Genomic DNA, 19,945 nt, shown 5'->3' with positions numbered 1-19,945 from the left:
TGATCAACAACGCGCGGCTCAGTGCATGAACCCGGCAGGGCATTGGCACACGCCAACGCTTTCGGTCAGCGATGGCCGCGGACTGCCTGTTCGCCAGGTCGGCTACTTGCGTACCGTCACCGCAGACACGCCTCTGGTGAGCCGTCAGCAACATGATGTGGCTGGACGGCTGGTAGCGCAGTGGGATCCGCGCCTGCCGGTTCCTTGCCTGACTACGGTTTATGACCTGGGCGGCGCAGTGCTCAAGTCCGACAGTGTCGACAGCGGCTGGCGCCTGAGTCTACCGGGACTGGCCGGCGAACCGCTGCAGCGCTGGGACGCACGCGAGGGCCGTTGGTGCACAACCTTCGACAATCAGTTGCGCGTAGTGACGATTGAAGAAAACGCTGAAGCCAATGTCGATGCTTTTACCTACGCCGGTGCCAACGCCGACGCGGAATTTAACCAGCGCGGTCAGTTGCTGGAAGTGAAAGACCGTTCAAGTACGCTGCGTACCGACTGCTTCGCCATCGACGGCCAGCCATTGACGCAAACCCGTACCCTGCCTGATGGCGAAGCCTTCACCAGCCGACAGGTTTTCAGTCCTCTGGGGGTGGTGCTTACGCACAATGATGCCGGTGGCCATCAGCAGCAATCGCTTTATGGTCTCGGCGGGCAACTGAAACAGGTACAACTGCGAGTGAGTGGGGATAGTGACTGGCAACCGGTACTTCTCGATGCGCAGTACAACGCCGCAGGTCAGCTCATCGAGCAAAAGACTGGAAACGGGGTGATCAGCCAATGGACCTACGATCCGGGCGATGGTCGCCTGCGAACGCAGTCCAGTCGCAAAGGCGCCGGCCCGGTCCTGCAAAGCTTCGAATATTTCTACGATCAGGTCGGCAATATTACCCTTATCGAAGACCATGCCTTCGAGCCAATCTACTTCGCCAACCAGCTCGTCGACGGCCACCGAGACTTCACCTATGACTCGCTGTACCAGTTGACCAGCGCGACCGGTTACGACGACGGCCCACTCTCGGACATTCCGGGCCAGCCGCAACCAACCGACCCGAAAAACCGCCTCAACTACACCCAGACTTACCAATACGACCCTGCTGGCAACCTGATCAAGTTGTGCCACTTAAGGGAAGGCGCCTGCCAGACCCGGGAGATGCGTATTGATCCGCTGAGCAATCGCGGCGCGCGATGGAAACCGGGCGACCCTGATCCCGTCTTCGACACTGTGTTTGACCGCCACGGCAACCAGCAGAACGTACAAGCCGGCCAACCGCTGAACTGGAACGCCCGCGACCAACTGCAGCGCGTAATCCTGATTCACCGCGACGACGGCCGCCACGACGCCGAGTACTACCACTACAGCCAGGGCATGCGGGTATTGAAACGCCACGAAACCTTCACCGACACCGCCGATCACTTCCATCAAGTGGTTTACCTGCCGGGACTGGAGATCCGTACCAGGGACAACGGCGAAGAGCTTCACGTCATCAACCTCTCCATCGGCGTCGGCAATGTGCGTTGCCTGCATTGGGCGCAAAAAAAACCTGACGGAATCGAAATCGATCAACTGCGCTACAGCCTCGATGACCATTTGGGTTCGTGCGCCATGGAGCTGGATGGGCAAGCGCAACTGATCAGCCACGAAGGTTATTACCCGTTCGGCGCCACGGCGTGGATGGCTGCCCGATCAGTGATCGAAGTCACCTACAGATTCATCCGCTATTCCGGCAAGGAGATGGACGTCAGCGGCCTTTACTACTACGGCGCACGGTACTACGCGCCGTGGCTGCAACGCTGGGTCAGCGCCGACCCGGCGGGGGCGGTTGATGGTCTTAACCTGTACGGATTCGTCGGCAACAACCCTATCGTGTTTATCGACAATGTAGGTCAAATGCGCGAGTGGTTCTCGGAGTCCACGCAGCAACGTGATGCCCGGAAAGCGCAAAGCTCGGCCGACCGGCAGGTATATGTCACCAATATGCAGCTTTCCCAAGCCGTAAATCGGCATCTGAAGATTCTGGAGATTATCGATCTGCGCGTCAGAGCAGTCGAATCGCAAGTTAAAAACCTGCAATCGGGGGACGCACTGGCGGCCAATGCTGCCAAACGCGTCGGAACCTTCGTTGCCAAGCAGGCGATCAGTTATGGCGTAGGCATCGGGGTCGGTGCGGTGGGGGGACTATTGGGCACAGCCGCAGGACCCGTCGGTACAGCATTTGGCATCGCCCTTGGGTTTGCCGCCAAGGCTGCGACCGGCGTGGCATTGGATTATGTGGCAGACAAACAGGGCCTCTCGACTTCAGTCGTCCTTAAATCCCGAAAACTGGATCCGGCAAGGGTTGTGCAAAGAGGCGAATACAAAACCGCGTCACTGGGTTCCTACGGATATCAAAAATTCCAGAAAACCTTCGAGGCGGCCACGAACCCCACCGAGCTCACCATGCTCAAAGGGTTCAAGGGGGTATCGACAACGGTCGCCTCCGCCGCAATGAAAGCCAACGGAACTCCCGTTTCGGCGGAGATCGGTGCAATTCTCGGTACATTGCTGGGCGCCGCCGAAATCGTCTATGAAATTGAATCGGCGAGAAATGGAATGACCCCTGAGATGCAGGGGAAATTCGAAATACTCAATCAACACGTCCCCGGTTTGATTGACGTATTGCAGAGGGGCCTGGCTGAAGTGAACAGCAGTTTCGATGCCGCCAATCGAGATTCGATACATACCTATCGAATGTTTTCAAAGATCTTCGGCAGCGCACCCGGTGATACTCGACAAAGCGTGGCCGATGCCACATCCGCAACGGTCGGTAACTTGAAGAAGCTTCAATCAATACTTAAATAAACAGATCCGTCATTTCAGTTGAGTCAAATCAAATCGCGGACTGCATGCTATCGTGCCCGCCCGACTGCCATCCGTTTGCCCAGCATGCTGCCGACTTCCCGTACCTTGCGTCTGTCGTTGTATACCCTGCTGATCATCGCCGGCGCTGCTGTTGCCGCAACGCTCGCCATCCGCCACGCCGAACGTCAGGCGCTGGAAGAGGACGCCGCTCGCGCCAACCAGCAATTGGCGCTCTACGCCAATTCGTTGCACACCCTGATCGACCGCTACCGCGCCCTCCCCGCCGTGCTGGCACTGGACCCGCAGTTACGCTCGGCGCTGGCCGGCCCTGTCGATGCCGAGCAGCAACGGGCACTGAATCTGAAGCTGGAAAAGATCAACGGTGCGGCGCAATCCTCGACCCTTGAACTGCTCGATCACACCGGCCTTGCCGTGGCCGCCAGCAACTGGCGCCTGCCGAGCAGCTATGTCGGCCACAATTACGGTTTTCGTCCTTATTTCAGCCAGACCCGCACCCAGGGCACCGGACGTTTCTACGCGGTCGGTGTGACCAGCGGGATTCCCGGTTATTTCCTGTCCAGTGCGGTGCTCGGTGATAACGAGCAGTTCCTCGGGGCGATGGTGGTCAAGCTGGAATTCCCCGAACTGGAACGCGAATGGAGCCAGGGCAGCGACACGCTGCTGGTCAGCGACGCGCGCGGCATCATCTTTATCGCCAACCAGCCTGGCTGGCGCTATCGCGCGTTGCGGCCGTTGAGTGCCAGCGATCTGGCAGAGATCAAAACCACGCGCCAGTACGACAAGCAATCTCTGCAGCCACTGACCCACCTGTCACTGCGCCGCTTCGATGACAACAGCGATCTGCGCCGGGTCGAAGGCCCGCAAGGCACGGCGGACTATCTCTGGGAGTCGCTGCCATTGACGGCCGAAGGCTGGACGCTGCACCTGTTGCGCCGTCCGCAAGTGGCCTTCGAAGACTTGCGTAACGCCGGCCTCGCAGCCGCCGGGGTGTGGCTGGCGCTGGTGTTTCTGCTGCTGTTCCTCAATCAGCGCTGGCGGCTGTCGAAAATCCGCCAACGCAACCGCGAAGAACTGGAGCAACTGGTCGAGGAGCGCACCCGCGACCTGCGCACCGCCCAGGACGGTCTGGTGCAGTCGGCCAAGCTCGCCGCACTCGGCCAGATGTCCGCCGCGCTCGCCCACGAGATCAATCAACCGCTGACCGCCCAGCGCATGCAACTGGCGACCCTGCGCCTGCTGCTCGACCATGGCCGCGTCGATGATGCCTACAAGGCACTCAAACCGGTGGACGAAATGCTCACGCGCATGGCCGCCCTCACCGGTCACCTGAAAACCTTTGCGCGAAAGAGCCCCAGCGGTTTGCGCGAGCGTCTGGATCTGGCGACCGTGGTTGATCAATCCTTGCAACTGCTTGATGCGCGACTGCGTGACGAACAGGTCAGTCTGGTGCTGCACCTGACGCGTCCGGCGTGGGTACGCGGTGACGCGATCCGCCTGGAACAAGTGCTGATCAACCTGCTGCGCAACGCCCTCGATGCGATGCAGGGCAAACCGTGCAAACGTCTGGAAATCCGTCTGCAAGCCGATGAACAACTATGGCGGCTGAGCATCAGCGACAATGGCGGCGGCATCGCCGAAGAACATCTGGGTCAGGTGTTCGATCCGTTCTTCACCACTAAACCTGTGGGTGACGGGCTGGGCCTGGGGCTGGCGGTGTCGTTCGCCATCGTCCATGAATCCGGTGGACGCCTGAGTGTGGAAAATGGCGAGAACGGCGCGGTGTTCGCCCTGACCTTGCCAATCGATCTGGAGGCACACATCTGATGCTCAACTCGGTGATGGTGGTCGATGACGAAAGCAGCATTCGCAATGCAGTCGAGCAATGGCTAAGCCTGTCGGGCTTCGACGTGCAGCTGTTCAGCCGCGCCGAAGAATGCCTCGCCGCCCTGCCCGCACACTTTCCCGGGGTGATTGTCAGCGACGTGCGCATGCCCGGCCTCAGTGGTCTGGAGCTGCTGGCCGAAGTGCAACGCCGCGACGCCGATCTGCCGGTGATCCTGCTCACCGGTCACGGCGATGTGCCGATGGCGGTCGAAGCGATGCGCGACGGCGCCTACGACTTTCTGGAAAAACCCTTCAGCCCGGAAACCCTGCTCGGCAGCCTGCGCCGGGCACTGGAAAAGCGCCGCCTGATTCTGGAAAACCGTGCCCTGCACGAGCAGGCCGACCACCGCGCCAGACTCGACGCGACGCTGCTGGGCGTGTCCCGTGGTTTGCAGACCTTGCGCCGGCAGGTGCTGGATCTGGCGACGTTACCGGTCAACGTGTTGATCCGTGGCGAAACCGGCAGCGGCAAGGAACTGGTTGCCCGTTGCCTGCATGATTTCGGCCCGCGTGCGGACAAGCCGTTCGTGGCGTTGAACTGCGCGGCGATCCCTGAGCAGCTGTTCGAAGCGGAACTGTTCGGCCATGAAAGCGGCGCGTTTACCGGTGCCTCTGGCAAGCGCATCGGCAAGCTGGAATATGCCGATGGCGGCACGCTGTTTCTCGATGAAATCGAAAGCATGCCGCTGGCCCAGCAGGTCAAACTGCTGCGGGTGTTGCAGGAGCAGAAGCTTGAACGCCTGGGTTCGAATCAGAGTATTCGGGTGGATTTGCGCATCGTCGCGGCGACCAAACCCGACCTGCTCGACGAAGCGCGGGCCGGACGCTTTCGTGAAGACCTGGCGTATCGCTTGAACGTTGCCGAGCTGCGTTTGCCGCCGCTGCGTGATCGTCGCGAAGACATTCCGTTACTGTTCGAAAACTTTGCCCAGAGCGCGGCTCAGCGTCTTGGCCGCACCTTCCCACCGTTGACGGGTGCGCAGTTGAGTCACCTGCTCAGCCATGACTGGCCGGGCAATGTGCGCGAACTGGCGAACGTCGCCGAACGCCAGGTGCTGGGGCTGGATGAACCGGCGCCGGGGATTGATCCGGGCCAGTCGCTGGCGGCGCAGCAAGAGGCGTTTGAAGCGCAATGCTTGCGTGCAGCGCTGACCCGGCACAAAGGCGATGTGAAAGCGGTGCTTGAAGAGCTGCAACTGCCGCGTCGCACCTTCAATGAAAAGATGCAGCGGCATGGGTTGAGTCGGGAGATGTTTGTTCCGGACAGCTGAGTTTTTCGTTTTCGCTGATGGCCCTTTCGCGAGCAGGCTCGCTCTCACATTTGGAATGCGTTACCCCTGTGGGAGCGAGCCTGCTCGCGAAGGGTACGGTACAGCCAGCCATTATCCATCTGCCTGAATGAGCAATTTTCCGCTCACCACAATCCAGCCATAAGCGGATTTCCGCTCACTCGATATCCCCGGCCCCTCTAAACCGGGCCTCCCCCCGTTGGCACAGCTCCTGCTATAGCCCTCGCAGGCTGCGTTTCGACGCGCTCCACAAAAACAATTATACGAAGGATCCTTCAATGGATAACTCCAACGCCCTGCCACTTGGGTCGGCTGCCGTGCCGGCCAAAGAAAGAACCACCGCCAGCCGGATCAAATCGATCTTCAGCGGTTCCGTCGGCAACATGGTCGAGTGGTACGACTGGTACGTGTATGCCGCCTTCTCGCTGTACTTCGCCAAAGCCTTCTTCCCCAAAGGCGACACCACCGCCCAACTGCTGAACACCGCCGCGATCTTCGCCGTGGGCTTTTTGATGCGCCCGATCGGCGGCTGGCTGATGGGGCTTTATGCCGATAAGGTCGGACGCAAGAAAGCGCTGATGGCCTCGGTTTACCTGATGTGCTTCGGCTCGTTGATCATCGCCCTGAGCCCAGGTTATGAAACCATCGGTGTCGGCGCGCCGATCCTTCTGGTATTCGCTCGCTTGCTGCAAGGCCTGTCGGTCGGAGGCGAGTACGGCACCTCGGCGACTTACCTGTCCGAGATGGCGACCAAGGAACGTCGCGGCTTTTTCTCCAGCTTCCAGTACGTGACGCTGATCTCCGGCCAGCTCATCGCCCTCGGCGTACTGATCGTGCTGCAGAACTTCCTCACCACCGAAGAGCTGTATGCGTGGGGCTGGCGTATTCCGTTCGCCATCGGAGCACTGTGCGCAGTCGTTGCGCTGTACCTGCGTCGCGGTATGGAAGAGACCGAATCGTTCACCAAAAAAGAGAAAGCCAAGGAAAGCGCCATGCGCACCTTGATGCGTCACCCCAAAGAACTGTTGACCGTGGTCGGCCTGACCATGGGCGGTACGCTGGCGTTCTACACCTACACCACCTACATGCAGAAATACCTGGTGAACACCGTCGGCATGAGCATCTCCGACTCGACCACCATTTCTGCCGCCACGCTGTTCCTGTTTATGTGCCTGCAACCGATCATCGGTGGCCTGTCCGATAAAATCGGCCGTCGTCCGATCCTGATCGCCTTCGGCGTGTTGGGGACGATCTTCACCGTACCGATCCTGATGACCCTGCACACCATCCAGACCTGGTGGGGTGCGTTTTTCCTGATCATGGCGGCGCTGATCATTGTCAGTGGCTACACCTCGATCAACGCAGTGGTGAAAGCCGAACTGTTCCCGACCGAAATCCGCGCCCTGGGCGTCGGCCTGCCGTACGCACTGACCGTTTCGATCTTCGGTGGCACCGCCGAATACATCGCGCTGTGGTTCAAGAGCATTGGCATGGAAACCGGTTACTACTGGTACGTGACCGCGTGCATCGCGGTGTCGTTGCTGGTGTACATCACCATGAAAGACACCCAGAAACATTCGCGGATCGTGACTGACTGACAGTTACGCAAGATCAAAAGATCGCAGCCTTCGGCAGCTCCTACAGGAGGCTGTCGGGGCTGCGATTTTTGTTTTATGGCCGATTAATCACCGGTTAATGCTGCCTCTGCATCCTGTGCTCACCTGATCGATTAACTGCGCGACGTTCGCTCCTGACGATGGAAGCCAATTAATGCGTCGCCCTTAACATCTAGTTAATCGATGGTTTTTAGCATTATTTTGCGATTTTTAATCAATTTAGTTGGCGTAGCATGGAACCCATGCAAGACACACCCGCCAACGAATCTGGAGCAACAACCATGAAAACCAAACTGATCCTCGCCCTGACCCTGTCCGTACTGGCCGCCAACACCTTTGCCGCCGATGGCTACGACCGCACCGGTTCCGCCACCGTTGCTGAAAACGGCTACGACCGCACCCGCTCCGCCACCGTTGCTGAAAACGGCTACGACCGCACCCGCTCCGCCACCGTTGCTGAAAACGGCTACGACCGTACCCGCTCCGCCACCGTTGCTGAAAACGGCTACGACCGTACCCAATCCGCTTCAATGAGCTGATTGCTGTTGGAAAACGCACAGCCCGGCCTCGGCCGGGCTTAGTCATTTCTGGGGAAAGCGAAATATCTGGAATACACACAATTCCCTGTAGGAGTGAGCCTGCTCGCGAAAGCGGTGGATCATTCAACATCAAAACTGAACAAAAGAACGTCATCGCGAGCAGGCTCACTCCTGCCCGGGATCTCTTTCTGACTGGAAATACGCGGTGCGGCCTTGCACTATGGCGTCATTAGAACGCAGCCTCAGGACCATCCTCCATGCCCGATGACATCCACTTCTACGAACCCGCCAACGGCCACGGCCTGCCCCACGATCCGTTCAACGCCATCGTCGGCCCCCGCCCTATCGGCTGGATCTCTTCACAGGATGCCAACGGCCAGTTGAACCTGGCGCCGTACAGTTTCTTCAACGCCTTCAACTACATTCCACCGATCATTGGTTTTTCCAGCGTCGGGCGCAAAGACAGCCTGAACAACATCGAACAGACTGGCGAATTCGTCTGGAACCTCGCCACCCGCCCGCTGGCCGAGCAGATGAATCAGAGCTGTGCGATGGTCGCGCCTGAGGTCAACGAGTTTGAATTGGCAGGACTGACGACGGTGGCGTCAAAGGTGATTTCAGTGCCACGGGTCGCCGAAAGCCCGGTGTCCTTCGAGTGCAAGGTCACCCAGATCATTCAGTTGCAGCGCGCCGATGGCGAGACGGTGCCGAGCTGGCTGATCCTCGGCGAAGTGGTCGCCGTGCATATCGCCAAGTGGCTGTTGAAGGATGGGATTTACGACACCGCCGCGGCAGAACCGATTCTGCGCGGCGGTGGGCCGGCGGACTATTTTCAGTTGGGGCCTGAAGCCCTGTTCAAAATGTGGCGACCGGGTGCCGTCAAATAACTGATTACCAGATCAGCTCGGCGTCTTCAGTGACGCCCTTGAGGCGGTCCAGCTCATTGATGGCGGCCTCATCGGCAGCGATGGCGCCGGGAAACACTTGGTCACCCAGCAGTTTGTGAAAGCGTGGCGCACCGCCATCGACCAGGGCCTTGACCGCGATTGCCGCGTGATAGCCCTTGTTGCCGCCCAACTCGACGGGGACGACTGCGGAGACTGCTTCGAAGTGTTCGAACTCTTTACGTGCCATGTCACACATCCCGGCTCAGACAAATAAGCCGAACATTAAACCCTCAACCGGCGAGTTTGTGTACCGGTGCCGAACACTGGCCGAGAGCCTGCGCCGCAGAGACTTCTTTGAAAGTGTGGAAATCCAGACTGTTGACCACCAACTCCTGCACCAGCTCGGCGAAGATTTCCATCGACGGACTATTGAAGTACGCGGTCATCATCTGTTGATTGCTCCAGAAACCGGAGACCAGCCACAACTCGGGATCACACTGCGAATGCTGCAAGGCAAAGCTCAGGCAACCTGGGGCGGCACGAGACGGTTCGATCAGCGCGCTCAGGCGTACACCGAGTTCCGCCGAGCGCCCGGCACGCGCTCGGACGAAGGCCATATGACTGACGGGAATCTGCTTGGACATTGTTCAACCCTCCCAGGGAGTCGCGTGGCAGCCAGCGGACGGGCTGCGACAGGATCAAAGGTTAAGGGCCGCGCGCCAGACGCCGTTAGTCGATTCCTGCCGTCGCGTTGCACAATCCTGCGAGACTGCACGCAAGACCTGTAACAACCTGTAAATTGCGGTCACACGGCTGTCATACGAGGTTCAAGCAAGTTAGGCGGCCTGTGTCCTGCTATGCCTGGGCACATCAGCGACCCCGTGCAGAATCAGGCAAGCATTTCGCAGAATGCGTCTACCGCTCTCGATTGCACAAACATATGCTCTGCTCCATTCCACCTCCCTTGCCGAGGATGCCGTGCATGACGTCATTCGATCGTTTTCAAGCCGAACCCACCGCAGACATGGAAAAGCAGCGCGCGGAACTCGCGGCGATCATCCGCCGTAACACCACGGACGATGGTAGTTACGCCACCGCTGTCGGTTCGCTGTTCATGTCGCGCCATACCCGATCCCACGACTTCGCCCCGGTACTGGCGCAACCGGCGCTGTGCATCATGGCCCAGGGGCGTAAAGAGGTGCGGCTGGCCGATGAGTTCTTCAATTACGACCCACTGAATTACCTGGTGGTCTCGGTATCGATGCCGTTGAGCGGGCGCGTGGTCAATGTCTCACCGCAAGATCCGATCCTCGCCGTGCGCCTGGATATCGACCCGGCGGAAATCACCGCGCTCATCGCCGACGCTGGTCCCCTGGGCGTGCCGACCCGGCCGACCGGACGCGGTTTGTACGTCGAAAAAATCGACAGCGCCATGCTCGACGCCGTGCTGCGCCTGGCGCGTTTGCTCGATGCGCCAAAAGACATCGCCATGCTCGCGCCGCTGATTCGCCGGGAGATCCTCTATCGCCTGCTGCGCAGTCCGCAGGGCCATCGTTTGTATGAAATCGCGATTGCCAACAGCCAGAGCCATCGCATCAGCCAAGCGATCAAATGGCTCAACGGCAACTTCGAACAACCGCTACGCATTGATGATCTGGCCAAAGAAGTGAACCTCAGCGTGTCGACATTGCATCACCGCTTCAAGGCGATGACGGCGATGAGTCCGCTGCAGTACCAGAAGCAATTGCGCCTGCAAGAGGCGCGGCGCTTGATGCTGGCAGAAGGGCTGGAGGCTTCGGCGGCGGGGTATCGGGTGGGGTATGAGAGTCCGTCGCAGTTCAGCCGTGAGTACAGCCGGTTGTTTGGTGCGCCGCCATTGCGGGATCTGGCGCGGTTGCGGCAGTCGGTCTGATCCAGACATTGCGCTGTATCGACCGACGCTTTCGCGAGCAGGCTCGCTCCCACATTGAATCTGTGATCGACACAAATCCCCTGTGGGAGCGAGCCTGCTCGCGAAGAGGCCGGAATGAACAGTAAAAAAACCGGATCAAGCCCCCAACACCCGACACGCCTCCACCGGCAACGTCACCGACACCGGATGCCCGATCCCCAACCCGATCCCCTGACACGGTGTACTCAACGCCGTAAACGTCACCCCCGAACACTCCACCGTGGTCTCGATGGTCGCGCCGATATCGCGCACAAACGTCACTTTGCCCAGCAACCGGTTGCCCGCCGTTGCCTGCGCTGGCGACAGTTGCAGGTCTTCCGGACGAATCAGCATTTTCAACTTCTGCCCGACCACGATGCTGCTGCAGATCGGCACTTGCAATGCGTCACCACCCGGCAAACTGACCATGCCGTCGCCCAGCGCGGTGGCCGGGAAAATGTTGCCCGAACCGATGAAGTCAGCGACGAATTCGTTGGCCGGATGCCGGTAGATTTCAATCGGCGTACCGACCTGCTGCACCTTGTGCTCGCCCAGCACCACGACGATGTCGGCCATGGTCATCGCTTCGCGCTGATCGTGGGTGACCATGATCGTGGTGATGTTCAGGCGTTGTTGCAGTTGGCGAATTTCCACCTGCATCGATTCGCGCAGCTTGGCGTCGAGCGCCGACAGCGGTTCGTCGAGCAAGAGGATTTTCGGGTGCGAGGCAATCGCCCGGGCAATCGCCACGCGTTGGCGTTGGCCGCCGGAGAGTTTGGCCACCGGACGGTCGATCATCGCCTGCAACTGGATCAGCTCAAGCAGTTCAACCACCCGTGCCTGCTGATCGGCCTTGCTGACGCCGCGCAGTTTCAGCGGGTAAGCGATGTTTTCGCCGACAGTCATGTGCGGGAACAGCGCCAGCGACTGGAACACCATGCCGAAGTTGCGCAGGTGCGCCGGGGTGTGGGCGATGTTTTCGCCGTCCAGGCGAATCTCGCCGCTGGTGAGGGTTTCCAGCCCGGCGATCATCCGCAGCAAAGTGGTTTTGCCGCAGCCCGAAGGGCCGAGAAAACACACCAGTTTGCCTTCCGGCAAATGCAGATTGACGTCTTTGACCGCGCAAGCCGAGCCGTAGAATTTCTCGACGTTTTCCAGAATCAGACCAGTCATGTTGCACCTCAAATCAAAAGGAAACGCCGCCCTCGCCCACCAGCTTCTCCAACGCCCAGATCAGGACGAAGTCGATCAGCACGATCAGCACGGCAAACGAGAACACGGTAGGGTCGAGCGATGACACGGTGCGGCTGTACATCCAGATCGGCACGGTCATGACGTCGATGGTGTAGAGGAAATAGGTCACGGTGAATTCGTTGAACGAGACGATGAACGCCAGCAGCATGCCCGCCAGAATCCCCGACTTCATCAACGGCACCACCACATCGACAATCGCCCGCAACGGTGAGGCGCCGAGCATCTGCGCCGCTTCTTCGACTTCGCTGCCGATGGAAAGCATCGCGGCGGTGCAGTTCTTCACCACAAACGGCAACGCCAGGATCACGTGGGCAATCACCAGCCGCGAGGTGGTCATGTGGAACGGCAGGCTGTCGAACACCAACAGCAACGCCAGCCCCAACACCACCATCGGAAACACCAGCGGTAGCGACATCAGTTGCAGCGCCACGGCTTTGCCGCGGAATTCGCAACGGGTCAGTGCATAAGCGGCCGGCACCGCAATCAGCGTGGCGAAGATCATGGTCAGGCACGCCACCAGCAGGCTGGTGCCCATGGCCTGGCCGAGGCTCAGCACATCGCTGGCGTCCGGCGAGACAAAGGTGTGCCAGGCCACTTTGTACCATTGCAGGCTGTAGCTGCTCGGCGGGAAGTCGAGGTTCGACGCACCGCTGAACGACATCACGATCATGGTCAGGATCGGCAACACCGCCAGCAGCAGAATGAACCCGGAAAGGATGCCGGCGAACTTGCCGGTGTCGCCGGGCAACAGCGACTGACGCTTCTTGAACAGGACACTCATTGCGAAGCCTCCAGCAAACGCCGACGACGGCCGGTGATGTATTCGGACAGGGTCATGATCGCCAGTGTGGTGATGATCAGCACCACCCCGGCGGCGGAGGCGGCAGGCCAGTTCATCAGCGGGGCGATCTGGTCATGCACCATCACCGCGAGCATCGGCACGCGCCGACCACCGAGCAGTAACGGCACGACAAAACTGCTGGCGTTGTAGGCGAACACCAGTGTCGCGCCGGTGATGATGCCCGGCAGGCTCATCGGCAACACCACCTGACGGAACACCTGGAAGCGGCTGGCACCGAGGGTGGCGGCGGCCTCTTCGTAGCTGCGGGCGACGCCGCGCATGGCGCTGGCAATCGGCAACACCGCGAGGGGAAACGCGGTCTGCACCAGGCCCATCAACACACCGTTCTGGTTGTACAGCAGCATGATCGGCCGCTTGATCAGACCCAGGCCCATCAGCGCCTGGTTCAACATGCCGCCGGGGCCGAGAATCACCAGCCAGCCGTAGCTTTGCAGCAACAGATTGACCAGTAATGGCAGCAGCACCGCCGCGAGAAAAATCCGCCGCAGAAAGGGCGAAGTCAGCCGCGACATGGTGTACGCCACCGGGATCGCCAACACCACGGCAATCACCGCGCTGATCAGGGCCAGCCGCAGGGTCAGCAGCAAGGATTTGAGGTAATAGGGTTCGAGCAATTGCGCGTAACTGGCCAGGCTGAAACCCGACCACTCCGCGCCTTTGGTGCCAACGCTCATGCGCAGCACCAGCAGGCTCGCGGCAATCAGCACACCAAGAAACAGCATCGACGGGGTGAGGAAAAACCACGCCCGGGCAGTCGGCGAAATACCGCGCGCCGGACGCACGTCGCCGGCGCCAACCGGTTGGGTCAGGGATTGATGTTCCATAGCAATGATCTCGTCAATGGAAAGCGAATATCCCAAGCTCCACCATTTCCCTGTGGGAGCGAGCTTCTGTGGTGAGGGGATTTATCCCCGACCGGCTGCGAAGCAGTCGCAAAACCACCGTATGCGGACATTTGATGCACCGTATTTGCTGATCTTGGGGCAGCTGAGCTACCCATCGGGGATAAATCCCCTCGCCACAGGGCCCGCTCCCACAGAGATTGCGGTGTTTGGGAGGACGGCGTCAGGAAGAAAAGATTTCCGTATAGCGACGAATCCATTGGTCATGCACGGTGGCCAGGAAGGCGTTGTCGTGCATGATCGCCTTCTCGGCAATCTGCTCCGGCGTCAGGATGTACGGGCTCTTGCGCGCTTCGGCAGAGATGATCGCCTTGGCGTTGACCGGGCCGTTGAAGATGTCTTCGGCCATCTTGCCCTGCACCAGCGGGTCGAGAGAGTGGTTGATAAAGGCGTAGGCCAGATCGGTATCACCCGGACGATTCTTCGGCATCACCGAGAGCATCAGGTCGGTGTAGAAACCTTCCTTCATGCCGAACGTGGCGCCCAGACCATAGTTCGGATCGCGGATCTGCTTGGGGAAAAACGCCGGGGCGTAGAGGCCGCCCATGTCCAGCGAACCGGTACGGAACAGCTCGGCAATCTGGTTAGGGTTCTCGCCCAGGGTGATCACGCGGTCCTTGAGTTCGGCGAGTTTCTTGAAGCCCGGCTCGATGTTGTGCTCGTCACCACCGGCCAGTTTGGCGGCGATGATGATCAGGTCCATCGCCTCGGTCCAGTTCGGTGGCGGGAGGAAAATGTTAGGCGCCAGATCGGCGTCCCACAACGCGGCGTAACTGTCCGGCGCTTCTTTCAACGTGCGGGTGCTATAGACCAGACTGTTGCACCACAGCAGATAACCGATGCCGTGACCGTTGGCCCCCGTGCGGTATTTTTCCGGTACGTCGACCAGATTGGGAATGCGGTTGAGGTCGGGTTTTTCCAGCAGCCCGGCGGCGGCCAGGCCTTCAGCGCCGACGCCAGCCAGGGTGATGATGTCGTATTGCGGACGGTCACCACCGGCCTTGAGTTTGGCGACCATTTCCGAGGTGCTGCCGGTGCGGTCGGCGATCACCTTGGCGCCGGTCTTGGCCTCGAAGGTCGCGGCAATATTGCGCAGTGCGGCGAGGCCGGTGTCATCCGACCAGGTCAGCAAACGCAGGGTCTTGCCGGAAAAACGCGTGTCGCTGGCGCTGGCCCGGATGAAGGGCATGCTCATGGCCGCTGCGGCCACGGACGCCACGCCGACGGTTTTAATGAATTGACGCCTGTTCAGATCGTGCTCGCCCATGAAGGACTCCCTTTGTTCTTTTAAGTATGAGGTTGGTCGCAACCGTTGCATCCGCGCGGCCGGTTCGGCTCAAAGCCCCGTTTTCAAAGGGCTTGAGCGCTGCCGACGGGTTCATCCTGAGGTCGTGCAAAACACCTGACTATCGATAAAAACTCATTGAAGCCATGACGCCGACGCATGCCTCGTTGCGAGGCATGCGCTCACCTTTTTCGGGCGTTCAGAGCGCCCGGATCACGTGTTTGATTTCCTGAAACGCCGCCAGCCCCCATGGGCCCAATTCGCGGCCGATGCTGCTCTGCTTGTAACCGCCCCACGCCGTTTGCGGGAAGATCACTTGCGGCGCGTTGAGCCACACCAGCCCCGCCTGCAGGGCGTTGGCGACCCGATCAGCGGTCTCGGTGTTACGCGTCACCACACTGGCGACCAGACCGAACTGACTGTCGTTGGCCAGCGCGATTGCCTCGGCTTCACTGCTGAAACTGCGCACGCACAACACCGGGCCGAAAATCTCTTCACACCACAACGCACTGTCGAGGGGCACGTCGGTGAAGATCGTCGGCTGCAAAAAATATCCGCGCGGTAGATCGGCGGGACGATTGCCGCCGCAAATCAGCTTTGCCCCGGCACTCAACCCACGGTCGATGTGGCCCAGCACGCGCTGGTACTGCGCCTGATTGACCAAAGCGCCCATTTCCACGTCCGGATCAAACGGTTCGGCCACACGGATTTTTTCCGCACGGGCCTTCAGACGCAGGAGGAACTCATCCGCCAGTTCATCGGCGACCAATACGCGGCTGGTGGCTGAACACATCTGCCCGGCGTTGAAGAACCCGCCACCGCACGCCAGCTCCACCGCCAGATCGAGATCGGCATCTTCGAGCACCAACAGCGCGGATTTACCGCCCAGCTCCAGGCTCACGCCTTTCACGGTTTCGGCGGCCCGTTGCATCACCTGCACACCGACGGCGTTGCTGCCGGTGAAGGAAATCTTGGCGATACGCGGATCCGCCGACAGCGGCGCACCGACCGCCAGCCCGGTACCGCAGACCACGTTGAACACGCCTTTGGGCAGGCCGGACTCGGCAATGATCGCCGCCAGTTCCAGCTCCGGCAGCGGCGTGACTTCCGACGGCTTGAGCACCACGCAGCAACCGGCAGCCAGGGCTGGCGCGAGCTTCCAGGCAGTGGTGACCATCGGAAAATTCCACGGCACGATCAGCCCGACCACGCCGCAGGGTTCGCGGCGCAGACGTGCGCTGAAATCATCGCTGGGCAGCGGCAAATTGCTGTCCTGTTTGCCATCGAGTCCTTCGGCCAACTCGGCGTAATACTCGAACGTGGCGATCACATCGTCGACGTCGATGGCCGCTTCGAATTGCGGTTTACCGTTGTTGCTCGACTGCAATTTCATCAGTTGGTCACGACCGTTGCGCACGCCATTGGCGATGTTGCGCAGGATCGCGCCACGCTCGGCACCGGTGGTTTTCGACCAATCCTTGAACGCTTCGACGGCGGCGGTCACCGCGTGTTCGACCGCCAGCTCATCACCGCCATTGACCGTGGTCAGCAGCGCTTCAGTGGCCGGGTTGATCACCCGCAAATGCTCGCGGCCGGCGGACCATTGGCCGTTGATGTAGAGGCCATCGAGTGTGGTAGGGAAACTGATCATTTGGCCACCGCCTGCATCCAGTGGTTCTGATCGATTTCAATCACGGTCGGGCCTTGGCGATCTGTTGCGGCACGCAGCGCAGCGCGCAGTTGTTCAACCGAGCTGATCGCTTCAGCCGCGCAACCCAGGGCCTTGGCCACACCGATGAAGTCCGGTGTGTAGATGTCGACACCGACCGGTTCAATGGCGCGGTTGACCATGTACTTCTTGATCTCTTCGTAACCCTGGTTATTCCACAGCAGGACGATCACCGGCGTGCGCGCTTCGACGGCGCTGGCCAGTTCCGGCAGGGTGAATTGCAAACCACCGTCGCCGATCAGGCACACCACTGGCGGGCGCGCACCTTTGTCGGATTGGCCGCCGAGCCATGCACCGATGGCCGCCGGCAAGGCGTAGCCAAGGGTGCCGTAACCGGTGGATGAGTTGAACCAGCGGCGCGGGCGCTCCGGGTTGAAGGTGAGGTTGCCGGTGTACACCGGTTGCGTGGAATCGCCGACGAACACGGCGTCCGGCAATTCGTGCAGAACGGTTTCGAGGAAACGGGTCTGGGCCAGCGTCGGTGCATCCCAAGTGGCGGCCAGATCATCGCGCAGACGCGCAGCACGCACCTGCCCCCAATCGTTGCGCCGCTCGGCCAAGGACTTGTGCGACAACGCGCTGAGCAGCGCTTGTGCGGCGTTGCGCGAATCGGCGACCAGCGCCACATGCGGCGGATAGTTGCGCACGGTCTGATCGGCGTCGATGTCGATGCGCAGCAGCTTGCCGGGAATCTCGAAACCGCCGGCGAAAGTGACGTCGTAATCGGTCTCGGCCAGTTCGGTGCCGATCGCCAACACCACGTCGGCATCGGCGACCAGTGCGCGGGTCGCAACCAGACTCTGCGTCGATCCGATCAACAGCGGATGGCTGGACGGCAACATGCCTTTGGCGTTGATGGTCAGCGCGACAGGGGCGTCGAGCAGTTCGGCCAGTTCAGTCAGCTCGGCGGCGGCGTCGATGGCACCGCCACCGGCGAGGATCAGCGGACGCTGTGCGCCGGCGAGCAGCTCGGTCATGCGGCTCACAGCGGCTGGAGCGGCACCGGCGCGATCGATATTGACCGGGATGCTGGCGAGCAGCTCATCGGCGTTTTCCACCAGCACGTCCAGCGGAATTTCAATGTGCACCGGACGCGGACGACCGGCCTGGAACAGGGCGAAGGCGCGAGCCAACACAACCGGCAATTCCGCCGCCGACATCAAGGTATGGGAGAACGCCGCGACGCCAGCGACCAGCGCGCTCTGGTTCGGCAATTCGTGGAGCTTGCCGCGACCGCCGCCCAACTGACTGCGCGACTGCACGCTGGAGATCACCAGCATCGGGATCGAGTCGGCGTAAGCCTGGCCCATCGCCGTGGTGATGTTGGTTATGCCCGGGCCGGTAATGATGAAGCACACGCCCGGCTTGCCACTGGTTCGCGCGTAGCCGTCGGCCATAAACCCGGCGCCCTGCTCATGCCGTGGCGTGACATGGTTGATGCTCGAACGGGCCAGCCCGCGATACAGCTCCACGGTATGCACCCCGGGAATGCCGAACACCTGCTCGACCCCGTAACCTTCGAGTAACTTGACCAGTACTTCGCCACACGTCGCCATGTCATTGCCCTTCTTGTTCGTTTGAGACGCCGGGCCTGCGCTGTGTTTATGATGCGCGGGCAAGCCCAGGGATGGCCTCATTGGAACGGGCGACACCTAGCCGCAACAATGGATAAAAAATCATACTAGCCATGTCCTCACGTCATACCTCGGATCGCCATGAAACGAATGCCACCCTTGCCCGCGCTGCATACCTTTCTGATTACCGCGCAGTGCTGCAACTTCACCCGGGCGGCCGAGCAGTTGCACATCACCCAGGGTGCGGTGAGCCGGCAGATCGCCGGGCTTGAGGATCATCTGGGTTATGAATTGTTTATCCGCCAGGCCCGTGGTCTGGAACTGACGGCCGAGGGTCGCGAATGGCTGCCGCGCGTGGAAAAGGTGTTCGGCTTGATCAGCGAAGCCACCGAGCAGATCGGTCTCAAGCGTGAAACCCTGCAAATCAAGGCCCCAAGCTGTGTGATGCGCTGGCTGGTGCCGCGCCTGTTGCAATGGCAGAAAGAGCGCCCGGATGTACCGGTCAAACTGACCACCACCCTGGCCCACGGCGTGGATTTTGCGCGTGAGCCATTCGATGCCGCCGTCATTTATGGCACGCCACCGGACAACTCATCGACCGCCCTTCATCTGTTCGATGAGCAACTGACACCGGTCTGTTCGCCCGCGCTATTGCAAGGCCCACCGGCGTTAGCCACACCGGCGGATCTGCAACACCATCTGCTGCTGCATCCGACCCGCGATACCCAGGACTGGACGGCGTGGCTGACCGCCGCCGAGCAGCAATTGAACAACGTCAACACGGGCCAGCATTTCGAGACGCTGGATCAGGCAATGTCGATGGCGTCGCACGGGACGGGGGTGGCGATCGGTGACTGGTCGCTGATCGGCGACGACCTGCGCGCCGAAAGACTGGTGATGCCGTTCGAGCTGAAGGTGAAGACGGGATTGGCGTATTACGTGGTGGTGCCGCAGGGCGGAGAACCCTCGCCGCTGCTGGAGGAGTTGATGATCTGGCTGGTGGAGCAGGCGCATTTACGTTGAGGCCTTTCCCCTCACCCTAGCCCTCTCCCGAAGGAGAGGGGACCGATCGGGGGATGCTCAAGAAGTACGCCGACCTGAACGTGCTCTGCCGAATCCATAATCGGCTCGATCCCTCAGGTCGATGTATCCCGCAAGACACCTCGGTCGGCTCCCTCTCCCGAATCCATAATCGACTCGATCTTTCAGGTCGATGTATCCCGCAAGACACCTCGGTTGATCTGGTCAAACGATACTGGACACGGTTATAGGGTTAAGGTCATTTCTCATGCTGCCAAGGCTTCCATGGCTACCGGAGTTCGATAGCCGTT

General features: G+C 60.4%; 16 protein-coding genes. 8 read left to right on the top strand and 8 right to left on the bottom strand.

Annotation, left to right across the window (positions count from 1 at the left end; translation table 11 throughout):
- Nucleotides 1–25 precede the first annotated feature (25 nt).
- The 6 genes from ACIOVB_RS22855 to ACIOVB_RS22830 all read left to right on the top strand — a co-directional run bounded on the left by ACIOVB_RS22855 (nt 26) and on the right by ACIOVB_RS22830 (nt 9,078).
- A complete protein-coding gene (locus ACIOVB_RS22855; protein WP_401271657.1) occupies nt 26–2,842 on the top strand; it encodes an RHS repeat domain-containing protein in 2,817 nt (938 codons plus the stop codon).
- Between the two features lie 84 nt (nt 2,843–2,926).
- Entirely contained in the window at nt 2,927–4,687 is a 1,761-nt protein-coding gene (locus ACIOVB_RS22850; RefSeq protein WP_401271654.1) for an ATP-binding protein, read from the top strand.
- Nucleotides 4,687–6,018, top strand: coding sequence for a sigma-54-dependent transcriptional regulator (locus ACIOVB_RS22845; RefSeq protein ID WP_401271651.1), 1,332 nt, complete (start codon nt 4,687–4,689; stop codon nt 6,016–6,018). The genes ACIOVB_RS22850 and ACIOVB_RS22845 overlap by 1 nt, the downstream gene beginning before the upstream one ends.
- 296 nt (nt 6,019–6,314) lie before the next feature.
- Nucleotides 6,315–7,634 (top strand): MFS transporter, encoded by a 1,320-nt coding sequence (locus tag ACIOVB_RS22840; protein WP_401271649.1) that lies wholly within the window; start codon nt 6,315–6,317, stop codon nt 7,632–7,634.
- Between the two features lie 299 nt (nt 7,635–7,933).
- Complete coding sequence (locus ACIOVB_RS22835; protein WP_401271646.1) at nt 7,934–8,191, top strand: hypothetical protein; 258 nt, start codon at nt 7,934–7,936, stop codon at nt 8,189–8,191.
- Nucleotides 8,192–8,448: 257 nt separating this feature from the next.
- Nucleotides 8,449–9,078 (top strand): flavin reductase family protein, encoded by a 630-nt coding sequence (locus ACIOVB_RS22830; protein ID WP_187678122.1) that lies wholly within the window; start codon nt 8,449–8,451, stop codon nt 9,076–9,078.
- A 4-nt stretch (nt 9,079–9,082) separates the two neighbouring features.
- On the opposite strand, the gene ACIOVB_RS22825 is transcribed toward ACIOVB_RS22830, so the two are convergent.
- On the bottom strand, nt 9,083–9,325 hold the full coding sequence (locus ACIOVB_RS22825; RefSeq protein WP_100845234.1) for a hypothetical protein: 243 nt from the start codon (nt 9,323–9,325) through the stop codon (nt 9,083–9,085).
- A gap of 43 nt (nt 9,326–9,368) precedes the next feature.
- Nucleotides 9,369–9,722 carry a putative quinol monooxygenase gene (locus ACIOVB_RS22820; protein ID WP_187678124.1) on the bottom strand — a complete coding sequence of 118 codons (354 nt, stop codon included), beginning with the start codon at nt 9,720–9,722 and terminating at the stop codon, nt 9,369–9,371.
- Between the two features lie 338 nt (nt 9,723–10,060).
- Between ACIOVB_RS22820 and ACIOVB_RS22815 the strand changes: the two genes are divergently transcribed.
- Complete coding sequence (locus ACIOVB_RS22815; RefSeq protein WP_187678125.1) at nt 10,061–10,990, top strand: AraC family transcriptional regulator; 930 nt, start codon at nt 10,061–10,063, stop codon at nt 10,988–10,990.
- Between the two features lie 135 nt (nt 10,991–11,125).
- On the opposite strand, the gene ACIOVB_RS22810 is transcribed toward ACIOVB_RS22815, so the two are convergent.
- From ACIOVB_RS22810 to ACIOVB_RS22785, 6 genes are all read right to left on the bottom strand, one after another.
- A complete protein-coding gene (locus ACIOVB_RS22810) occupies nt 11,126–12,181 on the bottom strand; it encodes an ABC transporter ATP-binding protein (RefSeq protein ID WP_401271641.1) in 1,056 nt (351 codons plus the stop codon).
- Between the two features lie 13 nt (nt 12,182–12,194).
- Nucleotides 12,195–13,043 carry an ABC transporter permease gene (locus tag ACIOVB_RS22805; RefSeq protein ID WP_401271638.1) on the bottom strand — a complete coding sequence of 283 codons (849 nt, stop codon included), beginning with the start codon at nt 13,041–13,043 and terminating at the stop codon, nt 12,195–12,197.
- Nucleotides 13,040–13,948, bottom strand: a complete 909-nt coding sequence (locus ACIOVB_RS22800; protein ID WP_187678128.1) for an ABC transporter permease — start codon at nt 13,946–13,948, stop codon at nt 13,040–13,042. Before ACIOVB_RS22800 ends, ACIOVB_RS22805 begins: the two co-directional genes overlap by 4 nt.
- Before the next feature lie 241 nt (nt 13,949–14,189).
- Nucleotides 14,190–15,293, bottom strand: a complete 1,104-nt coding sequence (locus ACIOVB_RS22795; protein WP_401271635.1) for an ABC transporter substrate-binding protein — start codon at nt 15,291–15,293, stop codon at nt 14,190–14,192.
- Nucleotides 15,294–15,510: 217 nt separating this feature from the next.
- Nucleotides 15,511–16,959 carry an aldehyde dehydrogenase family protein gene (locus tag ACIOVB_RS22790; RefSeq protein ID WP_401271669.1) on the bottom strand — a complete coding sequence of 483 codons (1,449 nt, stop codon included), beginning with the start codon at nt 16,957–16,959 and terminating at the stop codon, nt 15,511–15,513.
- Entirely contained in the window at nt 16,959–18,596 is a 1,638-nt protein-coding gene (locus ACIOVB_RS22785) for a 5-guanidino-2-oxopentanoate decarboxylase (RefSeq protein ID WP_401271632.1), read from the bottom strand. The genes ACIOVB_RS22790 and ACIOVB_RS22785 overlap by 1 nt, the downstream gene beginning before the upstream one ends.
- 159 nt (nt 18,597–18,755) lie before the next feature.
- Here ACIOVB_RS22785 and ACIOVB_RS22780 point away from each other — a divergent pair, with 159 nt between their 5' ends.
- On the top strand, nt 18,756–19,637 hold the full coding sequence (locus tag ACIOVB_RS22780; protein WP_187678132.1) for a LysR substrate-binding domain-containing protein: 882 nt from the start codon (nt 18,756–18,758) through the stop codon (nt 19,635–19,637).
- Nucleotides 19,638–19,945: the final 308 nt, after the last annotated feature.

The organism is Pseudomonas sp. NPDC087639, assembly GCF_044743385.1.
Lineage (GTDB): Bacteria > Pseudomonadota > Gammaproteobacteria > Pseudomonadales > Pseudomonadaceae > Aquipseudomonas.
Note: the sequence above shows the minus strand (reverse complement) of the source record. Positions and strands in the feature narration are given on the sequence as shown.

Bases quoted from the DNA above. Each gene is read 5' to 3' on its own strand.
- ACIOVB_RS22810 (WP_401271641.1), bottom strand. From the start codon at position 12,181: ATGACTGGTCTGATTCTGGAAAACGTCGAGAAATTCTACGGCTCGGCT.
- ACIOVB_RS22840 (WP_401271649.1), top strand. From the start codon at position 6,315: ATGGATAACTCCAACGCCCTGCCACTTGGGTCGGCTGCCGTGCCGGCC.
- ACIOVB_RS22780 (WP_187678132.1), top strand. From the start codon at position 18,756: ATGAAACGAATGCCACCCTTGCCCGCGCTGCATACCTTTCTGATTACC.
- ACIOVB_RS22795 (WP_401271635.1), bottom strand. From the start codon at position 15,293: ATGGGCGAGCACGATCTGAACAGGCGTCAATTCATTAAAACCGTCGGC.
- ACIOVB_RS22800 (WP_187678128.1), bottom strand. From the start codon at position 13,948: ATGGAACATCAATCCCTGACCCAACCGGTTGGCGCCGGCGACGTGCGT.
- ACIOVB_RS22830 (WP_187678122.1), top strand. From the start codon at position 8,449: ATGCCCGATGACATCCACTTCTACGAACCCGCCAACGGCCACGGCCTG.
- ACIOVB_RS22850 (WP_401271654.1), top strand. From the start codon at position 2,927: ATGCTGCCGACTTCCCGTACCTTGCGTCTGTCGTTGTATACCCTGCTG.
- ACIOVB_RS22820 (WP_187678124.1), bottom strand. From the start codon at position 9,722: ATGTCCAAGCAGATTCCCGTCAGTCATATGGCCTTCGTCCGAGCGCGT.
- ACIOVB_RS22785 (WP_401271632.1), bottom strand. From the start codon at position 18,596: ATGGCGACGTGTGGCGAAGTACTGGTCAAGTTACTCGAAGGTTACGGG.
- ACIOVB_RS22815 (WP_187678125.1), top strand. From the start codon at position 10,061: ATGACGTCATTCGATCGTTTTCAAGCCGAACCCACCGCAGACATGGAA.
- ACIOVB_RS22845 (WP_401271651.1), top strand. From the start codon at position 4,687: ATGCTCAACTCGGTGATGGTGGTCGATGACGAAAGCAGCATTCGCAAT.
- ACIOVB_RS22805 (WP_401271638.1), bottom strand. From the start codon at position 13,043: ATGAGTGTCCTGTTCAAGAAGCGTCAGTCGCTGTTGCCCGGCGACACC.
- ACIOVB_RS22855 (WP_401271657.1), top strand. From the start codon at position 26: ATGAACCCGGCAGGGCATTGGCACACGCCAACGCTTTCGGTCAGCGAT.
- ACIOVB_RS22825 (WP_100845234.1), bottom strand. From the start codon at position 9,325: ATGGCACGTAAAGAGTTCGAACACTTCGAAGCAGTCTCCGCAGTCGTC.
- ACIOVB_RS22835 (WP_401271646.1), top strand. From the start codon at position 7,934: ATGAAAACCAAACTGATCCTCGCCCTGACCCTGTCCGTACTGGCCGCC.